We start from the raw sequence: 24424 nt of genomic DNA, 5'->3' as shown, positions 1-24424 counted from the left end.
TTACTCAATATAATTTGAGATATTTTTTCACTTTATTATCGATTCTGAGTTTTGGAATCATCAACTATCGATTATCCTTTTTCAGTTAAAAATGAGTGGAAAACTTCCAACTTGCTTTCTAACGTTTAATCGATTGAGTTATTTATTTTTTTATTTAACGCTCTTGCTTGCTTTTTGCTCTCATTTTTTGCGTATAGATAAAATGCAATGGTGTGTAAGATCAAATTTAAAATAAGATAAATTGCCAAAAGATTAATTGGTGAAATTGCCAAAGGCAGTTTGAATGAAAGCAAATTGAAAATCGCTAAACCCGCAACTGTATTTCCAACAGTCGCAATCAAAATATTACTGACTGGTTTCAGCGTAAGATGATTCCAAAGCACATCATACATCACACCAAAGACTAATGCACAAACTAGACTAACACCCATTACGTGCCAAAGAAAATAAACATGGATCATCTGTCCTTTCGCAAAGAAGCTTGTTATTATAAATATCAACCAGATGCTGCTTAACGAGAACGTTTGAAAAAAATTATGTTTTATCTGTTTACTCATACCCACATCTCCTTAAATTTTTTTACATAGTGACGATTCACAATAAATTTAGAACCATTTTTCATTTCAATTTCAACCCGTGCATTATCCGTAGAACGAAAAGCTTTAATAAAAGATCGATTAACCAGCGTACTAATGTTAATCCGCACAAATCCGTAACTTGTAAATTGCTTCTCAACTATTTTTAACCGTACAGCTAATAGATACCTCTCATTTGATGTAAAAACGACATGACACATCTGTTCTTTTGACTCGATTGAGGAGACATCACTTAATAGCCTGGAAACTTTCTTATTTGTTTTTGCATCAATTACTACGATTGTTTGCTCCGTAGTCAGAATAGCTTCTTTTATTCTCCCCCACGTTTTTTCGCAAGAAGAATGGGTAGTTACCTTCACTGTATCCTGTGCAATGTGATTATCAATTCCAAATTTTATTCTCAAATTTTCTCCTCCTTGCTTTGATACTCTCAGTTTAAGCCGTACGCATACCATATTCAATTCCTTTCCATGAGGTTGCACTTTTTCGCAAGAAGATTGCAAGAGATAGGAAACATTTCAATACTTCCTCCCTATTCAGGTGTACCCTGCTTCTTCAAATGAAGAATGTTCCTGTCTTTAATGATGAACGACATTCGATTGGGTTTAATCGTTTTTTCTAGTATTCTGCAGATAAATATATTCAATGAACGTTTATAAAACTGTAAAGAAGAATTCTTTCAGCACGCATCTTTTGACAACGTTTACATTTTAATAGATGATAGGATAAAAGAAAGGAGAGGGACAAATGAACAGTATGGTTTTTGTTAATTTCCCCGTTGAAGATGTAGACAAGTCTGTTGCTTTTTATGAAAAATTGGGCTTTAAGAAAAATGAAGAATTTTCAACTGACGAAGCAAGCGCTGTGGTTTGGGACGACACATTTTGGATCATGTTACTCTCTCACGGTTTTTACAAAAAATTCTTAAAAGACAAAGAAATCGCAGATAATAAAAAAACAAGTGGCGCCTTGATTTCTTTTAGTGTAGCAAATGCGGATGAAGTTAAAAAGTTTGCGAATACGGCGAAAGAAAATGGCGGAAGCTATCATGAAGTCGATATGGGCATGTCTGAAGAAGAAATGTTTTCACTTGAAGTCCAAGATTTAGATGGAAATACATTAGAGCCTGTCTGGATGAAAATGTAAATTTTTTAAAGCCCTCCATTAGAAAAACAGATGGAAGGCTTTTTTAGATAAATTATCTTGGTCTCCTATGCACTTATTTTGGCTTGTTTGACTAAAATAGTAGTGCTAGTAGATCTTCGTTATTAAAATGAAAGATATAATCTGAAACAGTCATATTATTTAATGCGTTTTTTATTTCTTCATAAATAAATTTTTGACCAAGTAATTGTTGTTCAAGAATACTTACATCTTTTTGTCCAAAAAAATCACCATAAAAACGAATCTCATTGATTCTCCCATGCAGTGTCGACAAACGGACGTCCACAATTCCAACTTTGGGGAGCCTGATTCTGCGTTTCACCGAAAACCTTGGTGTTTCACCATAGACCCAATCATCATTAGCATAACGATTCTGGACGATTTGTTCAATGTTTTGTTCATCTTTCTTCGTCAAATCTACCCTTTTATCTTCAATTTCTTGCAGATCATCGACCTGATAGACTTCACAAATCAGTGCATCTCTAAAGTCAGCGGTTTTTTCAAATTGATATTTTTCTTTTAAAAATGGTTTCAGATTCGTCACACTTTTTTTTACTGATTTCGTTGCTTTAGACTCAATTTTCTCTTTGGAAACCGTCAAAATTTTATCAAGAACGGACAAATCAACATCATACATTAATGTACCATGTGAGTATAACCGATTTTTTTTCGTATACATGGCATTACCAGAAAATTTCATTCCTTCGATATACATATCATTACGTCCACCAACTTCTGCTTTGGTTGCGCCCATTTTTCTTAATGCTGTGATAATAGGCGAGGTAATGGATTCATATTCACCAAATTTCATTGCATTTTTGCTGGTCACAAAGCTAAAGCTTAGATTTCCTAAATCATCATATACAGCTCCTCCACCTGAGGTTCGCCGAGTGAGTGTCACGTTTTTTTCCCTTAAATACTTGAGATCGATTTCTTCATAACTATTTTGGTTTCGTCCAATAATCACACAAGGTTTTTGAATATATAGTAAAAACAAAGGTTCATCACTGTCAAAACTGTTCATAAGATATTCCTCTGTTGCTAGATTTCTCCGAATATCTAAACTTTCCATGATATGATAGCGCACTTTTATCCCTTCTTACTTTTTCTCCTATCATCTCTTTTAGAACATAAAATGGCAAGAAATTAGTTCATTTTATATCTTAATTGTACTATTTTAATCAAGTAAAAAAGCGACCTCCAAAAGTTAGATCAAAAAATCTAACTTTTGGAGGTTGCTTTCCTCTTCACTCTAAAACAAATAAGCGGTGGCATTAGCGCCTTGAAATCATCCTGAATGATCTCTTTTCTTTACCCAATCCATTTTATCTCGTTCAAGGGATAGTAAACAAAGCGAGCCTTACCCAATATTTCGCTTCCTGTAATCATCCCAAAGGAGCGACTGTCTTTCGAAACACGTCGATTGTCCCCTAAAACAAAGTAACTGTCGGCTGGCAGCTTTGTCTTATTCGTTAATTCTTCCAGAGTAAAGTCCGTTGTATAAGGACTACTTTCATGATCCGACTTTCTATTTTTCGTTAGAAAAGGTTCTTCGACCACTTTTCCATTCACTTTCAGCTGATCATTCTCATAGCTAATTGTCTCTCCTGGCAACCCGATCACTCGTTTGATATAAATCGTTCCATCAGCCAATTGAAAAACAACTACGTCAAACCGTCTGATTTCAGAAAATTTTTCCATTACAACCATGTCACCTTGTTTCAAGACGTTTTCCATCGAATTACCTTCTACTGGCACTGGAATAAGAAGAAATCCTCTTAAAATAAAAGCGATCAAGATGGAGCAAAGTACATATTTGATTATAAGCCAAAAACGGTCGATATAGCGTTGTTTTTTTGTCAATATCCATCATTCCACTCTCAAGGTTATCGTTCTTTCTCTATTATAGAAAAAAAAACCAAAAAATGCGACTAGATGTTTCCTTTTTGATCTTTTCTAAAAAATGAAGAAAACAAACGCAGAATCAATGGCTGTTTTCTAAATATTTTTCCCACACCTCATCAAATATATCCATAGATGACAAATAATCCACATTCAATTCTAGATAATCGGAAATTTCTTCATAACTCGTACTATGTTTAGGAAACTGGATATCTTTCCCTGCTTCTGTGGCGAAAACAGATTGTTGATCTGCTTGTTTACCGCCACGAAGAGTCATTAAATAATGATAGAAGCTTTGATTCACATTCTTTCCTCCCAGTTTTCTTTGACGAAAGCCGCTCTTCTTGCATGGTTTCGCTCAAAATTTTCAGGATTTTTTTTATAATAATCTTGATGCTCTGGCTCAGCCAAATAAAATGGTTGTGCTTTTTCAATCGTGGTCACGATCGGTTTTGTAAACCGACCACTAGCCGCTAATCGATTTTTACTTTCTTCCGCGATTCTCTTCTGTTCATTTGTCGTAAAGTAAATAACCGGCCGATAATTCTCGCCACGATCTTCAAATTGTCCAAATGCATCCGTTGGATCGGTTTGCTGCCAATAGATTTCCACTAATTCTTGATATGATATTTTCTCTGGATCATAGATGATCTCTACCGCTTCTGTATGACCAGTCGTTTTAGATTTGACTTGTTCATAGGTTGGAGATGGCACATGTCCACCTGTATAGCCAGACATGATCGTATGAATCCCTGGCAGCGTATCAAAGGGCTGAATCATACACCAAAAGCATCCTCCAGCAAAAATTGCTCTTTCCATCCTTCTCTCTCCCATCAATGACCCACTGTTTACTTCGTTACACTCGTGTCGGTGGTATCAGTATTCTTTGTCGTTTTATTGCTCGTTGTCTTTTCACCAGTTTCTTTAGGTAGATATAGACTAAAACGAATGTCATCATTCACTAAATCAATTTTATCTGCTTTGATGTACATACCATTTTGCATACGGAAGCGATCTAAACGTAGCATGATCGTCAAATCATCCGTATTGATTTCAATCCAATCAGGCAACTTATAATTTCGCTTGATCATATTCATGATATCTTTGATCGGTAAACTCAATGTGCCGATCGAAAGACTTTTCGCTTTTAATTGGACATTTCCATTTTCCATCACATATGGATCAAAGTACAGATAAAAGTTGATTGGAAATCCTAATACTTCAAACGTACCATTCAACATCGCTTCATTTTCAAGATAAAATTTATATTGAATACCTTGGTCTTTTTGATAATCTGTCAAGAAAAAACTGATCATTTGATTGACCTTTTCTTTATTGGTGTTGATGGTCAAGACTGGATCTCCTTGTCTTTGGGTGATCGCTGGCACCTTAGCAAAATCCGGTTCTCGATTCGCAAAAATCCGAGTACCTAAAAAGATGCTTGATCCAAGAACAACTCCTAAAAGGATCAAAAAAGCCCATTTCCAATAATTTTTCTTTTGAATTTCAGTATTCGTTTGTGTCGAAACCTTTTTTGAGCGTTTTTCCATTATTTCTGATCCTCCCTTGGCAACCATTGGTCTTGCGTTTCAATTAATTCATCTCGTACAGCATTTGCCATCAATTGATAGCCTAAGTTATTAGGATGAAAATGATCTTCTTCATACAATACATTATTTTTGCTATTTGACGTACTTTCGCTAGTACTTGACTGATTCGTTCCTTCTTCAGTTACGCCAACTTTTTGGTTTAACCCTTGATATAGTAACTCATTGATTGGGATAAAATAGCAGTTATCCGCATTTTTGACAACAGACTCAGTCCCAGCATTCCAGTTGTTCACAATCGTCTGCATGTCTTTAATCTCAGGGAAGTTCAAATAGAATGGATTATAAATACCTAAGATGTAAACCGGTGCGTGACCATTTAACTTCCTAATTTCTTCGATCAATTGTTCAACATTTTTCTGATACTTTTGTAATGGTCGCTTAAATGATTGGATACTGATCCCAAATAGATCGTTTTGAATCACTTTCATTAAGTCATTTCCGCCCACTGTCAAAGTAATAAAGTCAGCTGATTTAATGTTTGTTTGAATCTCTGAATTTTTCTTGAGCCGTTTTAAAATTTGATCGCTCCGTTCACCGTTTACCCCATAGTTTTCAATTTCAACAGCAGTCAGATCATAGCGATCTTTTAAATCGTTGGCTACTAATGGAACAAAACCACCTTGTTTCGTTTGATCTCCTATTCCTTCAGTTAACGAATCGCCGATAGCTACATAATGGATTTTTTCTTTTTGATCCGTCTTTTGACTAACTGTCGCTGCTGGTTTTAATAGCGGTTTAGCTTTTGGAATCGATAAAGATAGTCCTAAATATACAAATATAGCGATAAGTAATGGGAACAAAACGAGCAATAGTTGTCGTTTTGTTAATTTCATATCATTCACCTCATATTATTCGATTGTTTCTTATGTTATCAAAAATTAAAATAAAAAGGTAGTGTTTCTGAAAAAAATAAGAATTATTATAAAGAAAAAAAGGATAAAATCAATGGCTAACTGACCAATGATTTATCCTCTTGATTTAGTCAACGTAATACATGATTGCAAAGGCGTTTTTCCCCGTATGTGTTGCAATAACTGGATTCGTGTGTAGAACAGGAATCGTCATATCAGGAAATAATTCTTGTAGTCCTTCTTTAAATTCTTGAGCAAGCTCTTGAGCATCTGCATGAGAGATCCCAATTTGACGAACATTTGGTAGTTCTTTTAATTCTTTCTTCAAATTATTGAACCATTTGTCAAAAGTTTTCTTTCCTCGACCCTTAGCAACTGGGATCAACTCTCCATGAGTGAAATTCATCACAGCACGTATGTTCAATACACTTGACAATAAACCAGTTGCTCGGCTAATGCGCCCACCTTTGACTAAGTTATCTAATGTAGAGATCCCAATATATAATTTTGTATTTTCTTGTACTTTTTTGATTTCTTCAAGAATCTCATCAGCACTTTTTCCTGCTTGTGCAAGTTCAGCAGCACGGATTACTTGGAAGGACAGCCCCTGATCGGTTGTATCACTATCGATGACAGTCACTTTCGTTTTAGTCAGATTGCTTGCCTGACGGGCCGCTTCAACCGTTCCACTCAAACCTTTAGTCATATGGATCGAGATAACTTCACTGCCATCTTCGCCAAGTTGATCATAGGTTGAAATAAATTCACCGATTGGCGGTTGACTCGTTTTTGGTAATGATTTAGCTTGAGCCATCATATCCATGAATTTTTCTCCACCTAATTGATCGTCATCAGGATAGACCACGCCATCGATCATGATAGCTAGCGGCATCACCTGGATATTTAAGTTATCTCGCACACTTTTTTCCATTGTACAAGAAGAATCTGTTACGATTTTTACATTTGTCATACTATCTCACTCTTCCTTTAACAAGATGCCTTTTGGTTTACAACAAGTACTAATAAAGGCAATTTCTTTTTTAAGTATAACAGACAACAGACGTTTTTTCATTAAATACCTCTACGAACGATTCCGTTTTCATCCAAAGATGTGGTATTGATCCTTTCAACTTTATTAAAAAAGATATTTCCCAAAATGTGCTAAACAAGCTTTCAGGAAATACCTTTTTTCATCGGTTATTTATTTTCTTTTTCGTTGATATGTTTCAAATTGATGGGCATAAGGATTTTTTTCGTCCATCTCCCCTTGGCTGATATTGATTAATGACCATTGATCCCAATCAACTTCTGGAAAATAAGTATCCCCTGTAAAAGAATGATGGATGACTGTGCGATACAGCACCGAACAAAAAGGAAGAAATTCTTTATAAATAGCTGATCCTCCCGCAACGAACAAAATACCATCGTTTTCCTTTGCGTAATCCAATACTTCTTCAATCTCGTGCATAACCATGACATTGTCAGCTTGGTAATCACGATCTCTTGTCATCACGATTGTTTGACGGTTAGGCAACGGACGACTTCCCATACCTTCAAATGTTTTTCTTCCCATAACTAAAGTATTCGCTTCAGTCATTTGTTTAAAAAACTTCAGATCATTGGGTAATCTCCAAGGCAGTTGGTCTTCTTTACCGATCAACCCATTTTCATCTTGTGCCCAGATAGCAGCTAACATTTCATCATCCTTTCTGTGTTCATACTGCGATTGGCGCTTTGATTGCTGGATGAGGTTCATAGCCTTCAACCTTGATATCATCCATTTCAAAGTCAAACACAGATTTTTTTTCTGTATTTAAAACTAATTTAGGAAACGCACGCATTTCTCTTGAAAGTTGTTCTTTCATTTGTTCCACATGATTTGAATAGAGATGAGCATCACCTAAAGTATGGATAAATTCACCAACTTCTAATCCAGTTTCATGCGCAATCAGATGGGTTAACAAAGCATAACTGGCAATATTGAAAGGCACACCTAGAAATACATCACCACTCCGTTGATACAATTGACAACTTAAACGACCATCATGAACATAAAATTGAAACATCGTGTGGCAAGGCGGTAACGCCATACTAGGAACATCTTCTGGATTCCAAGCAGACACAATCAAACGTCTTGAATCAGGTGTTTTTTTGATTGCTTCGACCACTTCCTTGATTTGATCGATAAACCCACCATCTTTCGTTTCCCAATGGCGCCACTGGTACCCATAGATGTGACCTAAATCGCCATATTTTTCAGCAAATGCGTCATCAGTTAAAATTCTTTCACAAAATAGCTGACTTTGTTCTTGATATTGTTTATTAAACTCAGGATCAGAGATGCTTCGATGGCCAAAATCAGTCATATCTGGCCCATGGTATTCATCACTTTTGATATATCGTTCAAACGCCCATTCATCCCAGATATGATTGTTATTTTGTAAAAGATAACGGATATTCGTATCCCCTTTTAAAAACCATAACAATTCACTCTTAATCAACCCAAAAGGAACCCGTTTCGTTGTTAATAATGGAAATCCTTTTTGTAGATCGAACCGCATTTGATAGCCAAAAATGCTGCGTGTACCGGTGCCTGTTCGGTCGCCTTTTTCATGTCCTTCTTCTAGTAGTTTCCTGCCTAAATCAAGATATGCTTGCTCCATTTTTTTCCTCCTAGTCTTCTACCCATTCGCTTAAGTATTCCCAACGAGCCATTTTCTCATCTAATTTGCTTTCTGCTTGTGAAACGTTTGCTTGTAATTCTTGTAAACGAGTAAAGTTATCTCCTTGATGATTCATTTCTTCTTGCAGCTCTGAAATCTGTTCTTCTAATTCAGCAATTTCATCTTCGATCGTTTCCCATTCTTTTTGCTCTAAATAAGAAAGTTTCTTTTTTGTTTCCTTTTTAACGTCAGCAGCCGGCTTCGTTGGTTCATTCATTTTTTCTTTACCTAAAGGCGCTGTATCTTTTTGTGTCAATAAATAACTCGACATATCCCCATAATATAATTCTTGCTTAGCATTTCCTTGAAAAACTAATAATTTTTCTGCTACTTTGTCTAAGAAATAACGGTCATGTGATACAGTAATCACGGCACCTGGGAAACTCTTGAAATAATCTTCTAAAATGGTCAGTGTGGCGATATCTAAATCATTCGTTGGTTCATCCAAGAGTAAAACATTAGGTTGTTGGATCAGCAATTTCAATAGATATAGTCGACGTTTTTCGCCACCAGATAATTTTTTGATCAATGTGCCATGCATAAATCGAGGAAATAAAAATCTTTCCAATAATTCAGCCACACCAATTTGCATACCTTCTGCCGTTTGAGCTTCTTCAGCTGCTTCTTGCAAATAAGCAATCATGCGTTTTTCGGGATTCATCTCTTCATTTTCTTGTGTATAGTAGGCGATACGAACAGTCTCACCAACCGTAAACGTACCATTATCTAAAGGAATACGTCCCGCTAAAATATTCAGTAAGGTTGATTTACCGGCACCATTTTTCCCAGTGATACCTAAACGTTCTCGTGATTGAATCAACAAATCTAAATGGTTGATCAGCAATTTCCCTTCAATAGCATATGTTCCATCTTTGATCTCTAATACTTTTTTTCCTAAACGTTTCGTTGCGATATTCAATTCGAGGTCTGCTTCATGATTGACTTGATACAAGTTTTCTTTAAGATCCTCAAAACGATTGATGCGTGCTTGTTGCTTCGTTCCGCGTGCTTGAACTCCAGCTCTCATCCAGGCTAATTCTTGTTTGTACAGGCGCTTTCGTTTTTCTTCTTGTTCCACTTCCACACGATCTCTTTCAGCTTTTTCTAAAATATAAGCTTCATAATTCCCTCGATACTCGTGTAGTTGTCCAAATGATAGTTCAAAAATGCGATTCGTCACTCGATCCAAGAAATAACGATCATGGGTGACCATTAATAACGATCCACGATACTGTTTTAAGTAATTTTCTAACCATTCAATCGCTTCATAATCCAAGTGGTTCGTGGGTTCATCTAATAATAATAAATCAGGCTCATCGATTAGGACTTGTGCTAAACTTACACGTTTTTTTTGTCCACCTGATAGTGCGCCAATCTTTTTATCTAATTCACTGATGCCTAATTTTTGTAAGATAATCTTAGCATTTGTATCTGTGGTCCAAGCATCTTCTTTGTTCATTTGTTCTTCTGCCTTGGCATAACGTCTCTGAACGCTCTCGTCCTCGCCATTCTCAGCTAATACAAGCAAAGCTTCCTCATATTCTCTCACGGTACGGATTAATGGACTATTTCCTTGAAAAACCGCTTGAAGTACAGTCAATTCATCAGAAAATTCGGTTGTCTGTGACAAATATCCAATTCGATAATCATTCGGATAAAAAACTGTTGGTCGATCTCCATCCCCACTGTCGATACCTGCTAAAATATTTAATAAACTTGTTTTTCCAGTTCCATTAGTTCCAATCAAACCGATTCGGTCTTTTTCGTGGATCAAAAAAGAAATCTGGTTAAATAGTTCTTTTTCACCATACGTTTTATTGAGGTCAGTTACTTTTAATTCTTTCAATCCATTCCCTCCTCATCTTGGTTATTGTATCATAAAATAATTTAATTACGGATATTTTTCTATTATCATCTTAGACAAAATAAAGGGAGAAAATAAGATAGTGTTGATTTTTTCATTAGAGTGGGATAATAGTTAGAAAAAATCTGATTATTGCCTCATTTTTTTAAGGTACACAAAAAGCACACAACCTTGTATGATTAAAGTGCCTAAACAAAAATCAAAGGAGTGTGCTTTTCTTGTATCTATAAAATAAAAAAAATTTTATGTTTTGACTATCTATAACGTTCCTATTATAAAAAATAATTAGAAAGATGTTAATTATTCGATTATAGCTACTGCTCTAACCCAACCAGCACTAGCATTTTTAATTTTTATCGGATAACAACTGATTTTAAACCCCGTGGAAGGTAATTGATCAAGACTGGTTAATTTTTCAAGCTGACAATAAGATTTCTCGATTCCTGCAAAATGCCCTTCCCAAATAAGTGAAGGGTCTCCGGTCTTATCAAATTCTTTTGCAATGAATGGTAAAGGTCTGTCCCATGACCAAGCATCGGTACCTACCACTTTTATTCCTTGTTCGAGTAGCCATAAAGTTGCTTCTCTTCCTACACCGCACCCACTGATTAAGTAATTTGATGTTCCCCAATATTGATCCGCTCCAGTCCGAATTAAAACAATGTCCTTTTCTTTTAATCGATAGTCCATCGCATCTAAAGCTTCTTTAAAATCCTCGATTTCTAATCGATATCCGTCTGGTTTGTTTGAAAAATCAAATACAACACCATTACCGTAACACCAATCAAGAGGAATTTGCTCAATTGTCCAAGCTGGCTTACCTTTATCCATTGTTGGATGGTAGTGATAAGGAGCATCTAAATGAGTACCTGAATGCGTAGTCAAGTGAATTTTTTCGATCGCCCATGCTAAACCAGCAGGCAAGTGTTCTTTTTTTGCTGTTCCAAAGAAACGAAGCATATCGTTGACGCTTTGTTCATGATCAATGTATGAAATTTTAGGTATCATTTCCTCTGGATCACTGGGCAAATCATTTTCTATAGTGATACTTAAGTCAACTAATTTCAATGTCTAACAACTCCTTGAATGATTATCTAAGTTTTAATATTAACTAAAAAAATTTTTCTATTTTACTTTTTTTTGATGATTTTTGAATTTATTTTTTATAGTGATAGTCTGATGGACAATCAATGAATTATGTCATTAAATTAAGAATAGACGTTAAGAACGATGCTTTTATTAGTTTACAACGATTAGAAAGGTGAAGAAAATCTTGAAAAATAACTGTCACTTATCCTATTGATTTTATAATGTGGAAGTCCAACATAGTATACTTTACTTGATTTTTTGAGACTAGAAGAAATATCTTCTTTACATTAATAGAAAAATATATTACAATTTTTTTCGAATATCGGAGGATCCTAAGGGATTGGATAAGATTACTCTTATCCAATCCCTTTTTTGTTTTCTGATATCTAATTTTTCTTAAGGAGGTACGAAATGGAGAAGAACTGGTTTTACGTTATCTTCGGAGGTTTTTTAGAAATTTTTTGGGTACTTTGTTTAAAAAAATCAGAGAATTTCCATCATTTTTTCTATTCCATTTTGACGATTTTGCTCGTTGTTATTAGCTTTTATTTATTTGCTAAAGGTATGGAAAGCTTACCTACTGGAGCAGCATATACAGTGTTTACTGGAATAGGTGCAGTTGGAACAATCATTTTTGGTATTTTATTTCTGAATGAAAGTGTATCTGTGCAAAAAATATTGTTTTCTGCATTATTAGTTATAGGAATTTTGGGTCTAAAAATCACAACAAAGGAGGAATAATCTGTGGATATACTTTATCTTATACTAGCAGGAATAGCAGAGATCATAATGGTCTTTTCTCTTAAAAATTCACACGGATTTAAAAAAATAAATTGGAGTATTATAACTATTATTTCTGCAGCCTCTAGTTTACTACTTTTATCGCATTCAATGAATACATTAGAAGCTGGGGTTAGCTATAGTATTTGGGTAGCTTTTGGTTCCATTGGTTCAATGATCCTTGGAGTATTTTTATTTAAAGAAAAAATGAACTGGCTGCAATTTGCTTCCATGATTATTATTTTATTTTCTGTGATTGGGCTAAAACTAGTTAGCTAATTAAATTGAAGAATCTATTGTCATTTGTGAGATTGGGACAAAACTTGTCTCAGTCTCTTCTACTATCACTAAAGCTGTTTTGCTAATTGAAAGCCATTTTCTTTTAAATACGCTTCAAATGCTTCTTATGTGATTTGAGTTTCATTCGGATCAAGCTTGGCACAAAACTCTCCGTTTTAAGCGATTATCTGGGCTTTTCCTTCAAAGTAAGGTTTTTCTTGACTTTCCTGATCTTTTCTTGCAATTGGTAAATCATATATGTTGTTGGGGTTTGGACTCTACCTAAGGACAAACTTACTGGTATGCCTTTTTGCTGCAAGAGTAAACTATACCATGGGTTATCATTCATACCATCAATGAATCAACGTGAAATAACAAAAAATCTGAGACAGAATGAGGTTCATTCTGACCCAGATTTGATCACGCTGAGCACTTACTCAACTTTTTTAGCCGGAAGCGAACGTTTTCTTGCCCGCAATGCGAATTTAAATGAAAAATCATCAACTGGCTTATTCATAGTATAGGATTCCAGTAAATTAATATTTTTCCGATAACTATTAGCAGAAAAAGTCGTGATTTTCTCAGCTTCTTCATACTCATCAACGATTTTGCGCTCTAAGTAATAGCCACGCAACATTTTTTTGGAATAAAGACTGTCTTGTTGGATCATCCAAGAGGAGATCAAATTTCCTGAAGCCATTTTGATGCCTTCCATTTTTCGTTGTTGGATGAAAAAGTTGACCATTGTTTCATCATAAACATCGGTTAGGTTTTCTAAACTCTCAATGATCAATTGTGTGTTTTTTTGATAGGTTTCCCGAATTTCTTGAATATCTTTTTCGGAAATCAGTGTCTTTCGATCTGATTTTTGTCGTTGCCAGAACATTTTAGGATGTAAGATGATCCGAATCAACCGTCGAACAAAAATAAACCAGAAGCCGACAAACGACAGTACCTGACTAGTAATAGAGTGTTCAAAATTAGCAAGAAATCGTGAATAAAAACGATAGCCATTTGAGGAAAGCTTACCAGAACGATAACTTTTATCTAATCCATCACGTTCGATGGATAAAATCAATGCTTGAATTTCTTGTACTTCTTGCTTTTCATCATCAGAAAGATCTTTTAAATAAAGATCACGGATACGCTCTTGATAGTTTTCGATCACTGCTTCAGTTGCTAAATATTCTTTTGAATCTTTATCTAACGTTTTGATTTCAGATTTCAATACTTCAATGACTTCTTCTAGGATCATTAAAGCATTCAAATCTGTTTTCACTACCTCTTCCGTTTCTGTCAACAGGGGTAAAACCACGATGCCTACGATCAGCGTTACCAAAATAACTCCTGCCGTCAAAAATAATAATAAAGAGCGCTGATAAAAAATCATTTGGTTAATCGTAAAAGGTAAGATGAAAATCGTTGCTAAACTAACCGTTCCTTTCACACCACCAAAAGTTAAAATCAAAATCTCATTCAATTGTTCCTTGAATTCTTTTCCTTTATATTTAAATAAATAAAAAAGACTGATCGAAACAAAGCGAATCATAAATAAGATCATTGAAATCAACAAAATCGTGATTAACAGCAACCAGTTTGAATAAAGCCCATCTCCCCAAACTGGAGAAAATACTTGGGTTAATTCAATTCCTAAAAAGATAAAAACTAACGCATTCAGCGTAAATGTGATTGTTGTCCATGTACTATCGGACAAACTTGATAACTCCGCATCAAACACCGAGATTTTTCTAAATCCCGAAGCTTGCAATACCCCAGCTACTACTGCGGCAATAATCCCTGAAACATCAAATACTTCTGCTAAAACATACGCTAAAAACGGTAATAGCAATTCAATTAACAAGTAACCTGTCACATCTCTGGCAGAAGCCTTCTCAATCAGATTAATCACTTTTCGTTTGACCCAGACAAGTAAAAAGCCAACGACGGCTCCTCCTATACTAGAAAACACAAGTGTAAATCCTGCGTTGACTGCAGAAAAAGAGCCCGTGATCAATGCAGCTAATGCAAATTGAAAGGCGGTAACACCTGAAGCATCATTCAATAATCCTTCGCCTTCTAAAATATGCATCGCTTTATTTGGGATATTCACCCGCCCAGAGAGCGAGCTGACAGCGACAGCATCGGTTGGTCCAAGAGCCGCTCCAAAAGCAAAACAAGCAGCTAATGGCACGCTGGGTAATAAAAACGACAGCGTAAAACCAACCCCGACTAATGTCAGGATTACCCCTCCAAAAGCCAGAAATAAAATCGTATCAAAGTTTTTCAGGATCGAGGATACATCGGCTTTTTCTCCTTCACGAAAAAGCAACGGCGCAATGATCATCACTAGAAAGAGTTCTGGTTCAAAGTTGATCGATTGGCCCCATTCTGTTAATCCTAAGATGATACCAAGAAATATTTGGATCAGTGGAGCTGGGATCATAGGTAAAATGCGGCTAGCTATATTAGATAAGGTGATCGTTACAGCAAATACGATCACTAACTCAGCAAATTCCATGGTCCGTCCCCTTTATTTTTTATTTTGAGCGAGTACCTTTAGAAATTGTTCTTTTTTCTTCAATATTTTGTTTTCTACCACTTCTGCTTGTACATTGTTTCCTTCTAATTCACACTGTACTCGCTTTGATTCTAAACGTAGCAAATCATGTTTCAATCGCTCAAGCTGACGATACATGATGATATTTTTCTTTCGCAGCTTACAAAGGATTTGCCGACGATCTTCCATTGAAAACGCACCATAACGATCATGCAACAGTTTCTTTTGTTCTTCAAAGCTCTTCCTCATTTTTAAGATCTCCTAAATGCAAACTTGATCTTCATGAAACACTAAACGTTGAAAGGAAAAGGATTCTCCTTCATTAGACAAGTTCAGCTGGATTCGAAGAATAAGTTTGCTTGAATTTCAGAAACTCATTCTATTCCAAATGGAAGAAAATATCAAGTGCGGAAAACACACCAAAAAAGGAGCTGGGAAACCATTTCCGCTCCTTTCTCAGCTATCCATTAAACTTTGGTTTTATTCAAAAAACTCGCCATAGATATCTTCAACACGTTGATCCGGATTGATCACGATGTATAAATTACCTGTTTTTTCACTGATTTTAGTTGATTGGTATTGATTATCCAATCCTTCTGTTCCTTTATCAAGATAAGGGAAATAAACTAGGTCAGGTGTACCATTGCGATAAAGAATCTCCATCCGTTCAATATCTTCATATTTTAATGCGCGGTTGAACATGCCCATCTCTAATCCACCTAAGTTGATGTCGTGAGTTGCTACGGAATCACCTTCGTGAAAAATTTCGATCTTAAATCCAGCACAAGGATGGATTTCCATAAATTCACTACCATTGATTCGTCCAAAACTCGTTGTTATTTGTTTGATCCACAAATCACCAATATGGCGACGATTGATCGTCCACGTTTCGCCGTTTCGGAAATAAAATTTTAGCGCTGTCATTTCTTTACTCATAAAAAAATCCCCTTTTGACGTCATTTATTCTGGTTCCCTTTTAGTTTAGCACACATCCCACGTGAAGGTCACATCTAAAGTTTTTTCAAAGATGTGAAACTTTAGAAGCGTTCCACTATTGACAAAAAAATCCGGAAGCAACTCCCCAGCAATAAGCGAGGATTTTCTAAATAGGAGAAGTTTTTAAATTCCTCACTTATTACTCAGAGCTGATTGCTTCTTTCAGAATCTCTATTAAAGCGCGACTTCGACATTCATCGAAATCTATAAATGGTTATTTTGCTGGAGATAATCAAAAAGGGCACTTGCTTCATTTGCTACACTTCCCTCTACCACTGCTCTTTCTGCAGCTTGAAGTGCATCACTGACCCATTTCCCTGGTTTCTTGTCACTCGCACTAAGAAGTTTCTTCCCATCAATTGCTAACTCTCGCATGGATGTAATCGGTAATTGATCATAGCGCTTTGCTACTTGTTCTAGTTGAGGTGTTTCACCAAAATAAATCATGAGTTCTTCTGTCTTCAAAGCGTTCTCTTTTCCCAAACAATAGAGTACCATTGGTTCCAACATCTGTCTTTTACGTTGAATCAATCCATGAACGATCATTTGAACTTCTCGAATCATTTGGTTGGAACATTTCCATTCCTTTAAGAAAGGACGGATCTCACTTTCTTGAAGTCCTAACTGATCGATCAACAATGCCCACGCCTGACTTTCAGTTTGCAATGGTTCATCTGGTAAATCGGCAAAACGTAACAAGGCTTCACCATAGTCTCTTAAACCTGGACAATAAATATAACATTGCGTCTCAACGAATGTTCTCAATCCTGTAGAACGCTCTTTCCCTAATAACATTTTGATAAATTCCACATTAATCCGTTCGACAGAAATTTTTCCTAATAATGAATGGTTGGCCTGAATGGCCGCAGCCGTTTCTTGCTCGAGTGTAAACCCAATTTGACTAACAAATCGAATCCCACGCATCATACGCAAAGCATCTTCATGAAACCGTTCCTGTGGATCGCCTACTGCTCGAAGGATCTGGTTTTCTAAATCAGCTAACCCGTCAAATAAATCAATGATTTGACCATCTTCTTTTAATGCAAATGCATTGATCGTAAAATCACGTCTTTTTAGATCCTCTTCAAGTGAACGGACAAATTCGACATGATCTGGACGGCGATAATCTTGATAGGTCGATTCTGTCCGAAAGGTCGTGATTTCATATTGTTCCTCTTCAGCCAAGACCAAAACGGTGCCATGTTCAATGCCGATATCAATGGTTTTCGGAAAAAGTTGTTTGATTTCTTCTGGGAATGCACTTGTTGCGATATCTACATCATGGATGGGTTGATCCAACAAGATATCTCTGACGCTTCCCCCGACAAAATAAGCTTCAAAACCCGCTTGCTCCAATTTATTCAAGACAGGAATCGCTTTTTGGTATTCTCTTGGTAATTGTTTTAGTTTCATTGTTTTCCCTCTTCCAACTTGATGGCTTACGCTTTTTTATCATCCTTATTTGCTTCTTTTCTTTCAAAGCGATTGTGATCTCTGCGATTAAATTTTTCCATATTTTTTTCAAATACATCCGTTAAATCGATTTCCAGGGAATTTGCCATGATCATAGTGACAAATAAAACATCACCTAATTCTTCTGCTACAGAATTGTTGGGCTCCGTTTCTTTCTTCGCTTTTTCACCGTATGTATGATTGACTTCTCGAGCCAGCTCCCCGACTTCTTCTGTTAAGCGTGCCATTTGAGCTAATGGAGAAAAATAGCCTACTTTAAACTGTTGGATATAGTCATCTACTTCCTGTTGCATACTTCTTAAAGAACGTTCTTTTGTCATTTCTTCTCCACCTTTCCTATTTATCTTACCAAAAACTACGTCCAAATCCTAGGCAAGAGCGATTGAGAAAATAAAGATTACGTGCTACATTGAGTAATGTGATGTAAAAAGAATGAAATATTGCGAAAATATTAGTCGGTTTATCGAAGGAGTGGTTTGATGATCTCAATGAAAACAGTTAAAGAAGTCGTAATGATTATGGTTGGTACAAGTATTTATGCGTTTGGACTCGTTTATTTAAATATTGCGAATCATTTAGCAGAAGGTGGCGTTTCAGGGATCACTTTGATCTTACGCGCACTTTTTGGGATTGATCCTGCCTACTCTACGCTATTGATCAATATACCTTTGATTTTGATTGGTGGAAAAATTTTAGGAAAACGTTCACTCGCTTATACCGTCTTGGGAACAGTTTCGTTGTCTGCATTTTTATGGATTTGGCAACGTGTTCCTTTACAAATCAATCTTCAACATGACTTACTGATCGTCTCATTATTGGCTGGCTTAATTGCCGGAACTGGAAGTGGTCTGGTCTATCGGATGGGTGGAACTACCGGTGGAAGTGATATCATTGCTCGTATATTAGAAAAGAATTATGGGATCTCAATGGGTCGATCTTTACTGGTATTAGATGTTATCGTTTTGTTGGCTTCATTGACTTACATTGACTTGAAACGCATGATGTATACGTTAATTGTTTCTTATGTTTTCAGCCGTGTCATTGATTCAATCTTAGATGGCGGTTACTCAGCTAAAGGGATTTTAGTCGTTTCAAACAAAAATGAAGAAATTGCCCCACTGTTGATGACTGGATTAGAACGTGGCGTTACTTTTTTAAGTGGTGAAGGTGGATTTTCTGGTCATTCTAAAAAAATTATCTATATGGTGGTTAGTTCGAGTGAATTGAATGAAGTGAAACGAATCGTCCATGAAATCGATGAAAAAGCCTTTCTATCGATTATCAATGTCCATGAGGTCGAAGGAGAAGGATTCACTTATCTTAAACCACAGTCTAAGTTATTTAAGCGAATATAGCTCTCTACTAGTTCTACTCGTTTTTCTGGAGTGAGTTTCATCTTTCTTTTTGGCATACAAAATCCCCCTATACAGGACTTTTATATTTCAGTGTCCTATATAGGGGGAGCATATCAACTTTCCTCAGTCTCTTTTAGTATCTTTAAAAACGAATAAACGGTTAAATAAAAGTATCCTTAGTTAGGATTCTTTCCTGCATGTTCGCCTTTTACTTGGTTCTTGCTTAATATTTCACGATTAACTTCATCGGACAATTCCAAGAAAGCATCTTTATCCCCTTTTTCAAGCGCTTGATCAATCTGTAAGTAAAGCATTTTGAGATGGGCTGCTTGTTCTTTCTCTTTGAGATATTGCTCGACTAGTTCAAGATCTTCTTCACTAATAGAGTCGTTCCAAGATGCAAAGGGGTTCTCTTCTAAAACCATTAAATACTCTTTCGTCTGCCAAGCATTTTCAAAAAGGCATTCTACATATAGCGGTCTTTTCCAATTTAATCGAATTTCATGAAAAATTTGATCAGTATCGGTAAATTCTTTCCCCTCGAGAAATAATTTCATTGGTTCTCCATCGAAAGAAAGGTCACTGATTTGTAATCCCCGATTTGCTTGATTCGCTCCTTCAACAAAATGAACATTACTTAAGATTGCTTCATGATTAGCCAAGTAATTCAAAATCCAAAAAACCTCTCTGCGACTAAATGAAACATGATTGACCATCCAAGTTAAGAAATTCTTTTTTTCCTTTACATCTATTAGCATTTTACTCACCTCTCTGCTAGGTCGTCTAATACTGACAATGCCTCCAAATCTCCAGGTTCCAATTCTAAATAATGAGTAAGTAGATCTTTTGTTTTTGTCAATTGTCCTTCTTCTCGTAAGAATAAGGCGTATTCTTTTAGAAAATCAGGTTCATGCTCCAATTCGTGATACGCTTGTTCATAATGAACAGCTGCTAGCGTGAAGTCCTCTAATTCATTATAGGCATGGGCTAAATTCCATTCCGCATATGGATTTGCAGTTTCTTCCATTTGATCGATACTCTTGATTACATCTTCGTAACGTTCTTCATCTAAATACAAATTACTTAATGTTAATAATGTTTCGTCTTGTTTTTCACCTAATTCCAACGCATTTAATAATAGTTTTTCTGCTTTTTCTTTGTCATGTAGGCGATACGCATTTTCAGAAGCTAAGTGATAGAGTTCTACTTGATAAGGATTTTCTTTGATCCCATCTTCAAGAACTTTCTGCGCTTCTTCAATCAATTCTTCTTCTTGCAATGCTTGACCTAAATAAAGATAAAGAGATTGATATTGGGGATTTACTTCTCTCAATTCTTGTAAATAATTGATCGCTTTTTCATTTTCTTTTAGCTGCAGATTGGTGAAAGCTAACTGGAATAAGCGATCATCTGTCCGTTCTTCCTGCAATGCTTGTTCCAATGGTTCGATTGCTGCTTCAAACTCTCCTTGCATGCTTAGAGATTGTCCTAAACGTTCCTGCATAGAGATACCAGAAATCTCATCAATATTACTTGATAATAATAGTTGATAGATCGTTGCAGCTTCAGCAAAACGATCGACTGAAAAGTAAAGTTCGGCTAAAGCAAATTGGATCAATGGTTCATCAGGCAACAACGCAGCTGCTTCCTTTAATTTCGCTTCACTGACTTCAGGAATACCGATTACTTGATATAAATCAGCAATTGCTAATAAAGCTTGAGGATAGTAGTCACTTTCTTTTGAAATGTTTTCCAGATATTCAAATGCTTGATCGATTTCATTATCTTCAATCGCAATTTCCGCCAATGGAATGAACAACTCATCATTTTCGGGGTACTGTTTCACTAACTGTTCAAAAATTTGCTTTGCTTCTTCTAAAAAACCAATCGCTAAGAGTTCTTCCCCTAATTCAGCCAAAACATCGGCCGGATCTTCTTTCAAAGCTTGTGTCAGATATAACTGAGCTTGCGCCAAATCTTCCTCTGACAATGCTTGTAACATTTTTTCACTATTTGTATTCATTTAAATCCCTCTAATCTCACTAATAATCTCGTCATAAGATTTCATTGTTTGTATTAATTCTTGTTCCTTTGGCGATTGATATTTCTCTATTATACCAATTTTTTTCAAAACAAGAATTTTTTTGCTTTTTTCCGCTAGAAGCAAGACATTTTCTAAATAATCAATTTTTGATAATTGTTCTGGCCAATCGATTGGATAACCCAGATGTTTCAACCAGATAAAAAAATTTTTCAATTGAAAGGATATATCCGCTAGTCCTACATTCCAAGTAAGATGAAAAAGCATTCCTAATAGTTTTTTCATACTAGCTGATAACAAATGACCATTTTCTGTTAGGTAAAAAGCTTGTTCAAATAGTTTACCATAATTTGAGAGATTTTCCGCATCTACTTGGTAAAAAGTAATCATTTCTTCCAGCATCCCCGTAAAAGCCCGCTGAGATAACTGCCTTGGTTGCGGATAGTTTTTATAGAGATTTTGTAAAAAATGATAATCACAAACTAAACCACATGTTATCAAAGTCAAAAAATCTATTTGTTTCCCTTCTCCTTGTTTTTCACTGATTGTTTGATCGTAAACAATTCGTTCTGGAAGGTTGGTCGTTCGCAAGACGACTTGATTTGGCAATTGTAAAATATTTCGTTGAGGAGTTAATGCCCGGGCCATTGAACGAATCGATACCGGTATTAGCCATAATGTTGATGCAAGTGAGGTATGCTTCTGGAAAAAACCTGCTAAATCCATGATTCCCTCATTCCCAAACCCAATTATAAGTAAGGATTGGTTTTCAGGATATCGTTTTGCAAATGTCACAAGATTACTTAGTTCTTTTAAGTGATTACATTGAGTATTGGCACAGATATACCAATCAATCTCACTTGGGTTAGGAAACTGTTGGTTGATTTTCTCAACAAACAAATCGTAATACCGTTGGTTCGTCAAAAATAAAACAGGCTGATCAATCGTTATTGTTTTCAGTTGGCTGACCAACGTTTCCCCATAATAGATTTTTGTTTGTTCTTCTTGTCCTTGATAGTCGATTTCCATAAGCACCCCTCCTTTTCTTTATTTTACCATTAGTAAGTAAAATCGGAAAAGAATAGGGTAAATTCTTGGGAGAATATAGAAAAACTTCGTAATTCACCTACATTTAAGAGCACCTATTTAAAGAATTCTTGTGTAATAAATCGGGCATGGTATACTGTAATACGAAGTAAAAGATTATATAGGACTTTGCTTTTCATTTTATAAAACGGAGAAATGGATTAAGCAATTTTATTCAACTAAATTTCATCAAAAATGAGGGATAAGTTTTGTCAAAAATAAATAAAAAATCAGTTACAGCAATTTTAATTATCTCCCTATGTGCTTTTTTTATGGTTTCACCTCAAATTTATAAACATGCACTCATTGTTTCAAATGACTGGGTGTTTCATATGAACCGTTTCTATGACACGGCTATGCAATTAAAAAATGGCACGTTTAATTATTTCCAATCCATCTACGGTTTTAGCCAATCGGGAAGAGTCATCAATGCCCTTTATGGAACTGACTTTGCCTATTTACATGGACTGTTACTTTTAATTTTTAAAACTTGGTTCAGATTCCAACTTGTATCTACTTTTCTGTGTTACTTCACTGCCGGTACATCGATGTATTTCCTTGGACGGTACTGCCATTTAGAGCAAAAAATTGCTACTGGGATGGCTATTTTATACATGGGTACACCTACCATTTTTTACTATACTCTTGCCCAAAATTTTTCTGGTTGGGGTGCTGCCTTTTTACCTCTTATTTTTATTCCAGCTGTTAGAATGATAAGAAATCGGGAAAGCCCAATCCAACCTGTGGTGCTAGGAGGAACCATTTCATTATTGCTATCTGTCCATATGTTTTCAACCTTACTAGCCGTAGCCGCTTTGATTCCCTTTTTCCTTGTGGGTTTTCTTCACTCGAACAAAAAACTAGTAATAATCAAACAGGCTCTACTAGCAGTGGTGATCGCTATCGGTCTTTCTTTCAATACGTTTACTGCTTTTCTGGATTTGTCCAATGATACCTTGATTCCACCATACGCAGTAACTGATCTATTATCGAATAGTACTTCACTTTCGTTTGGTTCAATTGGCTGGACAAACTTTGGACTAATCCTTTCTATGATATTTGTTTTTCAACTTGTGTTTACTATCGTCCACTTTAATAAACTCAGTGTGTTGGAAAAAACAATCAACTTAGTCGGAGCATTCTTTTTACTTGTCTCTTCTAAATACATTCCTTGGAATGATATCGGCAATTATTTTACATTTGTTCGCAAAATGCAATTTCCACAAAGACTGGGTTGCCTCGCATGTATCTTATTAATACTAGGGTTCGGTTTTACCATTCAAAAAGCCTTTGTAACTTTAGAGAAACAATCGGTTTTAAAAATCAGTGTGCCACTATTACTGACTTTTTCATTGTTAAATTTAACAGGTGGCTATGCTTTAATTTCGGATACAGCAGCTATCTGGAATAGTGATGCCCCACTTTCTAAAGACACCAGTGCTGCTGAAACCTTAGAAAGTAATGCAAGTAATATTCGTCACCTATTTGGAGGCAATGCTGATCTATCTGCTGCTTTACAAATACACAGAAAACCGATGGCTGACTATTTACCCGCTAGTGGTGGACAATTGGAAGATCCTTACAAAGCTTATAAAGAGGACGTTTTACACAATTCTATCCCTCTTAAAAGATCAATTGACAAACAAGGGAATATACATCTAACTTTCACTGCTAAAGATACAAATAAAATAACTTTACCAGTAATCATTTACCACAATAGTTCCCTCATAATCAATGGAAAATCTAGAAGTGAAGCACAATATTCACTGACTTCAATAGGCGCTCTAAGAATTTCTCCAAAGATTGGTACAAATGAAATTATTGTAGGATATAAACCAAGTAAACTATTCAGATCAGCTATTTATATCCGAATATTAACAGTGGTTATCATCATTGCTTACTATATGAGCAAACGATGCAAATTTTTCAGTAAAAACAAACGTACGCAATAACCGGTGAGCAAAAGATTTTTTCTAAACAGCCAGATAGAAAAATGAGACAATGAGCGAAGCAAGCAACTTTGAATAAATAAGAGGTTGTAAAAATAACGACTATCTT

Annotated in this window: 26 protein-coding genes and 1 pseudogene; 5 read left to right on the top strand and 22 right to left on the bottom strand. The window is 35.7% G+C overall.

Annotated features, from left to right (window positions below; genetic code table 11):
• Positions 1 to 125: 125 nt before the first annotated feature.
• Positions 126 to 557: a hypothetical protein gene (locus AB3H93_RS06985; protein ID WP_010737376.1), complete on the bottom strand. Its 432-nt coding sequence runs from the start codon at positions 555 to 557 to the stop codon at positions 126 to 128.
• Positions 554 to 1000 carry a LytTR family DNA-binding domain-containing protein gene (locus AB3H93_RS06980; protein WP_034700296.1) on the bottom strand — a complete coding sequence of 149 codons (447 nt, stop codon included), beginning with the start codon at positions 998 to 1000 and terminating at the stop codon, positions 554 to 556. The genes AB3H93_RS06985 and AB3H93_RS06980 overlap by 4 nt, the downstream gene beginning before the upstream one ends.
• Before the next feature lie 343 nt (positions 1001 to 1343).
• On the opposite strand from AB3H93_RS06980, the gene AB3H93_RS06975 reads away from it, so the two are divergent.
• Entirely contained in the window at positions 1344 to 1742 is a 399-nt protein-coding gene (locus tag AB3H93_RS06975; RefSeq protein ID WP_010737374.1) for a VOC family protein, read from the top strand.
• A gap of 91 nt (positions 1743 to 1833) precedes the next feature.
• Here AB3H93_RS06975 and AB3H93_RS06970 read toward each other — a convergent pair whose 3' ends face one another.
• The 11 genes from AB3H93_RS06970 to AB3H93_RS06920 all read right to left on the bottom strand — a co-directional run bounded on the left by AB3H93_RS06970 (position 1834) and on the right by AB3H93_RS06920 (position 11778).
• A complete protein-coding gene (locus AB3H93_RS06970; protein WP_368020354.1) occupies positions 1834 to 2847 on the bottom strand; it encodes a lipoate--protein ligase in 1014 nt (337 codons plus the stop codon).
• A gap of 224 nt (positions 2848 to 3071) precedes the next feature.
• The gene (gene lepB, locus AB3H93_RS06965) at positions 3072 to 3623 is read right to left on the bottom strand and encodes a signal peptidase I (RefSeq protein ID WP_034700293.1); all 552 of its coding nucleotides are present in this window, start codon (positions 3621 to 3623) and stop codon (positions 3072 to 3074) included.
• A gap of 121 nt (positions 3624 to 3744) precedes the next feature.
• A complete protein-coding gene (locus tag AB3H93_RS06960; RefSeq protein WP_010719473.1) occupies positions 3745 to 3966 on the bottom strand; it encodes a YozE family protein in 222 nt (73 codons plus the stop codon).
• Positions 3963 to 4481, bottom strand: coding sequence for a peptide-methionine (S)-S-oxide reductase MsrA (msrA, locus tag AB3H93_RS06955; RefSeq protein WP_010737371.1), 519 nt, complete (start codon positions 4479 to 4481; stop codon positions 3963 to 3965). The genes AB3H93_RS06960 and msrA overlap by 4 nt, the downstream gene beginning before the upstream one ends.
• Before the next feature lie 29 nt (positions 4482 to 4510).
• Positions 4511 to 5212 (bottom strand): YpmS family protein, encoded by a 702-nt coding sequence (locus AB3H93_RS06950; RefSeq protein ID WP_010737370.1) that lies wholly within the window; start codon positions 5210 to 5212, stop codon positions 4511 to 4513.
• Entirely contained in the window at positions 5212 to 6105 is an 894-nt protein-coding gene (locus AB3H93_RS06945) for an SGNH/GDSL hydrolase family protein (protein WP_088745530.1), read from the bottom strand. Before AB3H93_RS06945 ends, AB3H93_RS06950 begins: the two co-directional genes overlap by 1 nt.
• A 145-nt stretch (positions 6106 to 6250) precedes the next feature.
• The gene (locus AB3H93_RS06940) at positions 6251 to 7093 is read right to left on the bottom strand and encodes a DegV family protein (protein ID WP_010719545.1); all 843 of its coding nucleotides are present in this window, start codon (positions 7091 to 7093) and stop codon (positions 6251 to 6253) included.
• Positions 7094 to 7324: 231 nt separating this feature from the next.
• A complete protein-coding gene (locus AB3H93_RS06935; protein ID WP_010719546.1) occupies positions 7325 to 7819 on the bottom strand; it encodes a dihydrofolate reductase in 495 nt (164 codons plus the stop codon).
• A gap of 19 nt (positions 7820 to 7838) precedes the next feature.
• Positions 7839 to 8786 carry a thymidylate synthase gene (locus AB3H93_RS06930; RefSeq protein WP_034700291.1) on the bottom strand — a complete coding sequence of 316 codons (948 nt, stop codon included), beginning with the start codon at positions 8784 to 8786 and terminating at the stop codon, positions 7839 to 7841.
• 10 nt (positions 8787 to 8796) lie between these two features.
• Positions 8797 to 10692 carry an ABC-F family ATP-binding cassette domain-containing protein gene (locus AB3H93_RS06925; RefSeq protein WP_368020353.1) on the bottom strand — a complete coding sequence of 632 codons (1896 nt, stop codon included), beginning with the start codon at positions 10690 to 10692 and terminating at the stop codon, positions 8797 to 8799.
• A gap of 318 nt (positions 10693 to 11010) precedes the next feature.
• Positions 11011 to 11778: a cyclase family protein gene (locus tag AB3H93_RS06920; protein WP_010737366.1), complete on the bottom strand. Its 768-nt coding sequence runs from the start codon at positions 11776 to 11778 to the stop codon at positions 11011 to 11013.
• 432 nt (positions 11779 to 12210) lie between these two features.
• On the opposite strand from AB3H93_RS06920, the gene AB3H93_RS06915 reads away from it, so the two are divergent.
• Together AB3H93_RS06915 and AB3H93_RS06910 are read left to right on the top strand one after the other, a co-directional pair.
• The gene (locus AB3H93_RS06915; protein ID WP_010737365.1) at positions 12211 to 12540 is read left to right on the top strand and encodes a multidrug efflux SMR transporter; all 330 of its coding nucleotides are present in this window, start codon (positions 12211 to 12213) and stop codon (positions 12538 to 12540) included.
• Between the two features lie 3 nt (positions 12541 to 12543).
• Complete coding sequence (locus AB3H93_RS06910) at positions 12544 to 12858, top strand: multidrug efflux SMR transporter (protein ID WP_010737364.1); 315 nt, start codon at positions 12544 to 12546, stop codon at positions 12856 to 12858.
• 128 nt (positions 12859 to 12986) lie between these two features.
• Here the strand turns inward: AB3H93_RS06910 and AB3H93_RS06905 are convergent.
• The 6 genes and pseudogenes from AB3H93_RS06905 to AB3H93_RS06880 all read right to left on the bottom strand — a co-directional run.
• Positions 12987 to 13210: pseudogene (locus tag AB3H93_RS06905) on the bottom strand (type IA DNA topoisomerase); the annotation flags it as partial.
• Positions 13211 to 13291: 81 nt separating this feature from the next.
• Positions 13292 to 15376, bottom strand: coding sequence for a sodium:proton antiporter (locus AB3H93_RS06900; protein WP_010719552.1), 2085 nt, complete (start codon positions 15374 to 15376; stop codon positions 13292 to 13294).
• Positions 15377 to 15388: 12 nt separating this feature from the next.
• Positions 15389 to 15664 (bottom strand): hypothetical protein, encoded by a 276-nt coding sequence (locus AB3H93_RS06895; RefSeq protein ID WP_010719553.1) that lies wholly within the window; start codon positions 15662 to 15664, stop codon positions 15389 to 15391.
• Between the two features lie 231 nt (positions 15665 to 15895).
• A complete protein-coding gene (locus AB3H93_RS06890; RefSeq protein ID WP_010751262.1) occupies positions 15896 to 16351 on the bottom strand; it encodes a hypothetical protein in 456 nt (151 codons plus the stop codon).
• Positions 16352 to 16615: 264 nt separating this feature from the next.
• On the bottom strand, positions 16616 to 17824 hold the full coding sequence (locus AB3H93_RS06885) for a CCA tRNA nucleotidyltransferase (RefSeq protein ID WP_368020352.1): 1209 nt from the start codon (positions 17822 to 17824) through the stop codon (positions 16616 to 16618).
• 26 nt (positions 17825 to 17850) lie between these two features.
• Positions 17851 to 18204 carry a nucleotide pyrophosphohydrolase gene (locus AB3H93_RS06880; RefSeq protein WP_010719556.1) on the bottom strand — a complete coding sequence of 118 codons (354 nt, stop codon included), beginning with the start codon at positions 18202 to 18204 and terminating at the stop codon, positions 17851 to 17853.
• Between the two features lie 159 nt (positions 18205 to 18363).
• Between AB3H93_RS06880 and AB3H93_RS06875 the strand changes: the two genes are divergently transcribed.
• Positions 18364 to 19239 (top strand): YitT family protein, encoded by an 876-nt coding sequence (locus tag AB3H93_RS06875; protein ID WP_010719557.1) that lies wholly within the window; start codon positions 18364 to 18366, stop codon positions 19237 to 19239.
• 176 nt (positions 19240 to 19415) lie between these two features.
• On the opposite strand, the gene AB3H93_RS06870 is transcribed toward AB3H93_RS06875, so the two are convergent.
• From AB3H93_RS06870 to AB3H93_RS06860, 3 genes are read right to left on the bottom strand one after another with little or no spacing between them, the layout of a single operon-like run.
• A complete protein-coding gene (locus AB3H93_RS06870) occupies positions 19416 to 19997 on the bottom strand; it encodes a ReoY family proteolytic degradation factor (RefSeq protein ID WP_010719559.1) in 582 nt (193 codons plus the stop codon).
• Between the two features lie 5 nt (positions 19998 to 20002).
• Positions 20003 to 21262, bottom strand: coding sequence for a tetratricopeptide repeat protein (locus AB3H93_RS06865; protein ID WP_088775133.1), 1260 nt, complete (start codon positions 21260 to 21262; stop codon positions 20003 to 20005).
• Positions 21263 to 22309, bottom strand: a complete 1047-nt coding sequence (locus AB3H93_RS06860; protein ID WP_096709241.1) for a hypothetical protein — start codon at positions 22307 to 22309, stop codon at positions 21263 to 21265. It lies immediately after the preceding gene.
• 389 nt (positions 22310 to 22698) lie between these two features.
• Between AB3H93_RS06860 and AB3H93_RS06855 the strand changes: the two genes are divergently transcribed.
• Entirely contained in the window at positions 22699 to 24318 is a 1620-nt protein-coding gene (locus tag AB3H93_RS06855) for a hypothetical protein (protein WP_368020351.1), read from the top strand.
• Positions 24319 to 24424: the final 106 nt, after the last annotated feature.

This window comes from Enterococcus sp. C74 (genome assembly GCF_040887125.1).
GTDB classification, from domain to species: domain Bacteria; phylum Bacillota; class Bacilli; order Lactobacillales; family Enterococcaceae; genus Enterococcus_B; species Enterococcus_B hirae.
The sequence above is the reverse complement of the archived record's forward strand: the minus strand, read 5'-3'. Positions and strand labels throughout refer to the sequence as shown.

Coding starts and splice junctions, on each gene's coding strand:
- AB3H93_RS06985 (WP_010737376.1), bottom strand. CDS start 557: ATGAGTAAACAGATAAAACATAATTTTTTTCAAACGTTCTCGTTAAGC.
- AB3H93_RS06975 (WP_010737374.1), top strand. CDS start 1,344: ATGAACAGTATGGTTTTTGTTAATTTCCCCGTTGAAGATGTAGACAAG.
- msrA (WP_010737371.1), bottom strand. CDS start 4,481: ATGGAAAGAGCAATTTTTGCTGGAGGATGCTTTTGGTGTATGATTCAG.
- AB3H93_RS06950 (WP_010737370.1), bottom strand. CDS start 5,212: ATGGAAAAACGCTCAAAAAAGGTTTCGACACAAACGAATACTGAAATT.
- AB3H93_RS06945 (WP_088745530.1), bottom strand. CDS start 6,105: ATGAAATTAACAAAACGACAACTATTGCTCGTTTTGTTCCCATTACTT.
- AB3H93_RS06940 (WP_010719545.1), bottom strand. CDS start 7,093: ATGACAAATGTAAAAATCGTAACAGATTCTTCTTGTACAATGGAAAAA.
- AB3H93_RS06935 (WP_010719546.1), bottom strand. CDS start 7,819: ATGTTAGCTGCTATCTGGGCACAAGATGAAAATGGGTTGATCGGTAAA.
- AB3H93_RS06930 (WP_034700291.1), bottom strand. CDS start 8,786: ATGGAGCAAGCATATCTTGATTTAGGCAGGAAACTACTAGAAGAAGGA.
- AB3H93_RS06915 (WP_010737365.1), top strand. CDS start 12,211: ATGGAGAAGAACTGGTTTTACGTTATCTTCGGAGGTTTTTTAGAAATT.
- AB3H93_RS06900 (WP_010719552.1), bottom strand. CDS start 15,376: ATGGAATTTGCTGAGTTAGTGATCGTATTTGCTGTAACGATCACCTTA.
- AB3H93_RS06895 (WP_010719553.1), bottom strand. CDS start 15,664: ATGAGGAAGAGCTTTGAAGAACAAAAGAAACTGTTGCATGATCGTTAT.
- AB3H93_RS06890 (WP_010751262.1), bottom strand. CDS start 16,351: ATGAGTAAAGAAATGACAGCGCTAAAATTTTATTTCCGAAACGGCGAA.
- AB3H93_RS06885 (WP_368020352.1), bottom strand. CDS start 17,824: ATGAAACTAAAACAATTACCAAGAGAATACCAAAAAGCGATTCCTGTC.
- AB3H93_RS06880 (WP_010719556.1), bottom strand. CDS start 18,204: ATGACAAAAGAACGTTCTTTAAGAAGTATGCAACAGGAAGTAGATGAC.
- AB3H93_RS06875 (WP_010719557.1), top strand. CDS start 18,364: ATGATCTCAATGAAAACAGTTAAAGAAGTCGTAATGATTATGGTTGGT.
- AB3H93_RS06870 (WP_010719559.1), bottom strand. CDS start 19,997: ATGCTAATAGATGTAAAGGAAAAAAAGAATTTCTTAACTTGGATGGTC.
- AB3H93_RS06865 (WP_088775133.1), bottom strand. CDS start 21,262: ATGAATACAAATAGTGAAAAAATGTTACAAGCATTGTCAGAGGAAGAT.
- AB3H93_RS06860 (WP_096709241.1), bottom strand. CDS start 22,309: ATGGAAATCGACTATCAAGGACAAGAAGAACAAACAAAAATCTATTAT.
- AB3H93_RS06855 (WP_368020351.1), top strand. CDS start 22,699: ATGAACCGTTTCTATGACACGGCTATGCAATTAAAAAATGGCACGTTT.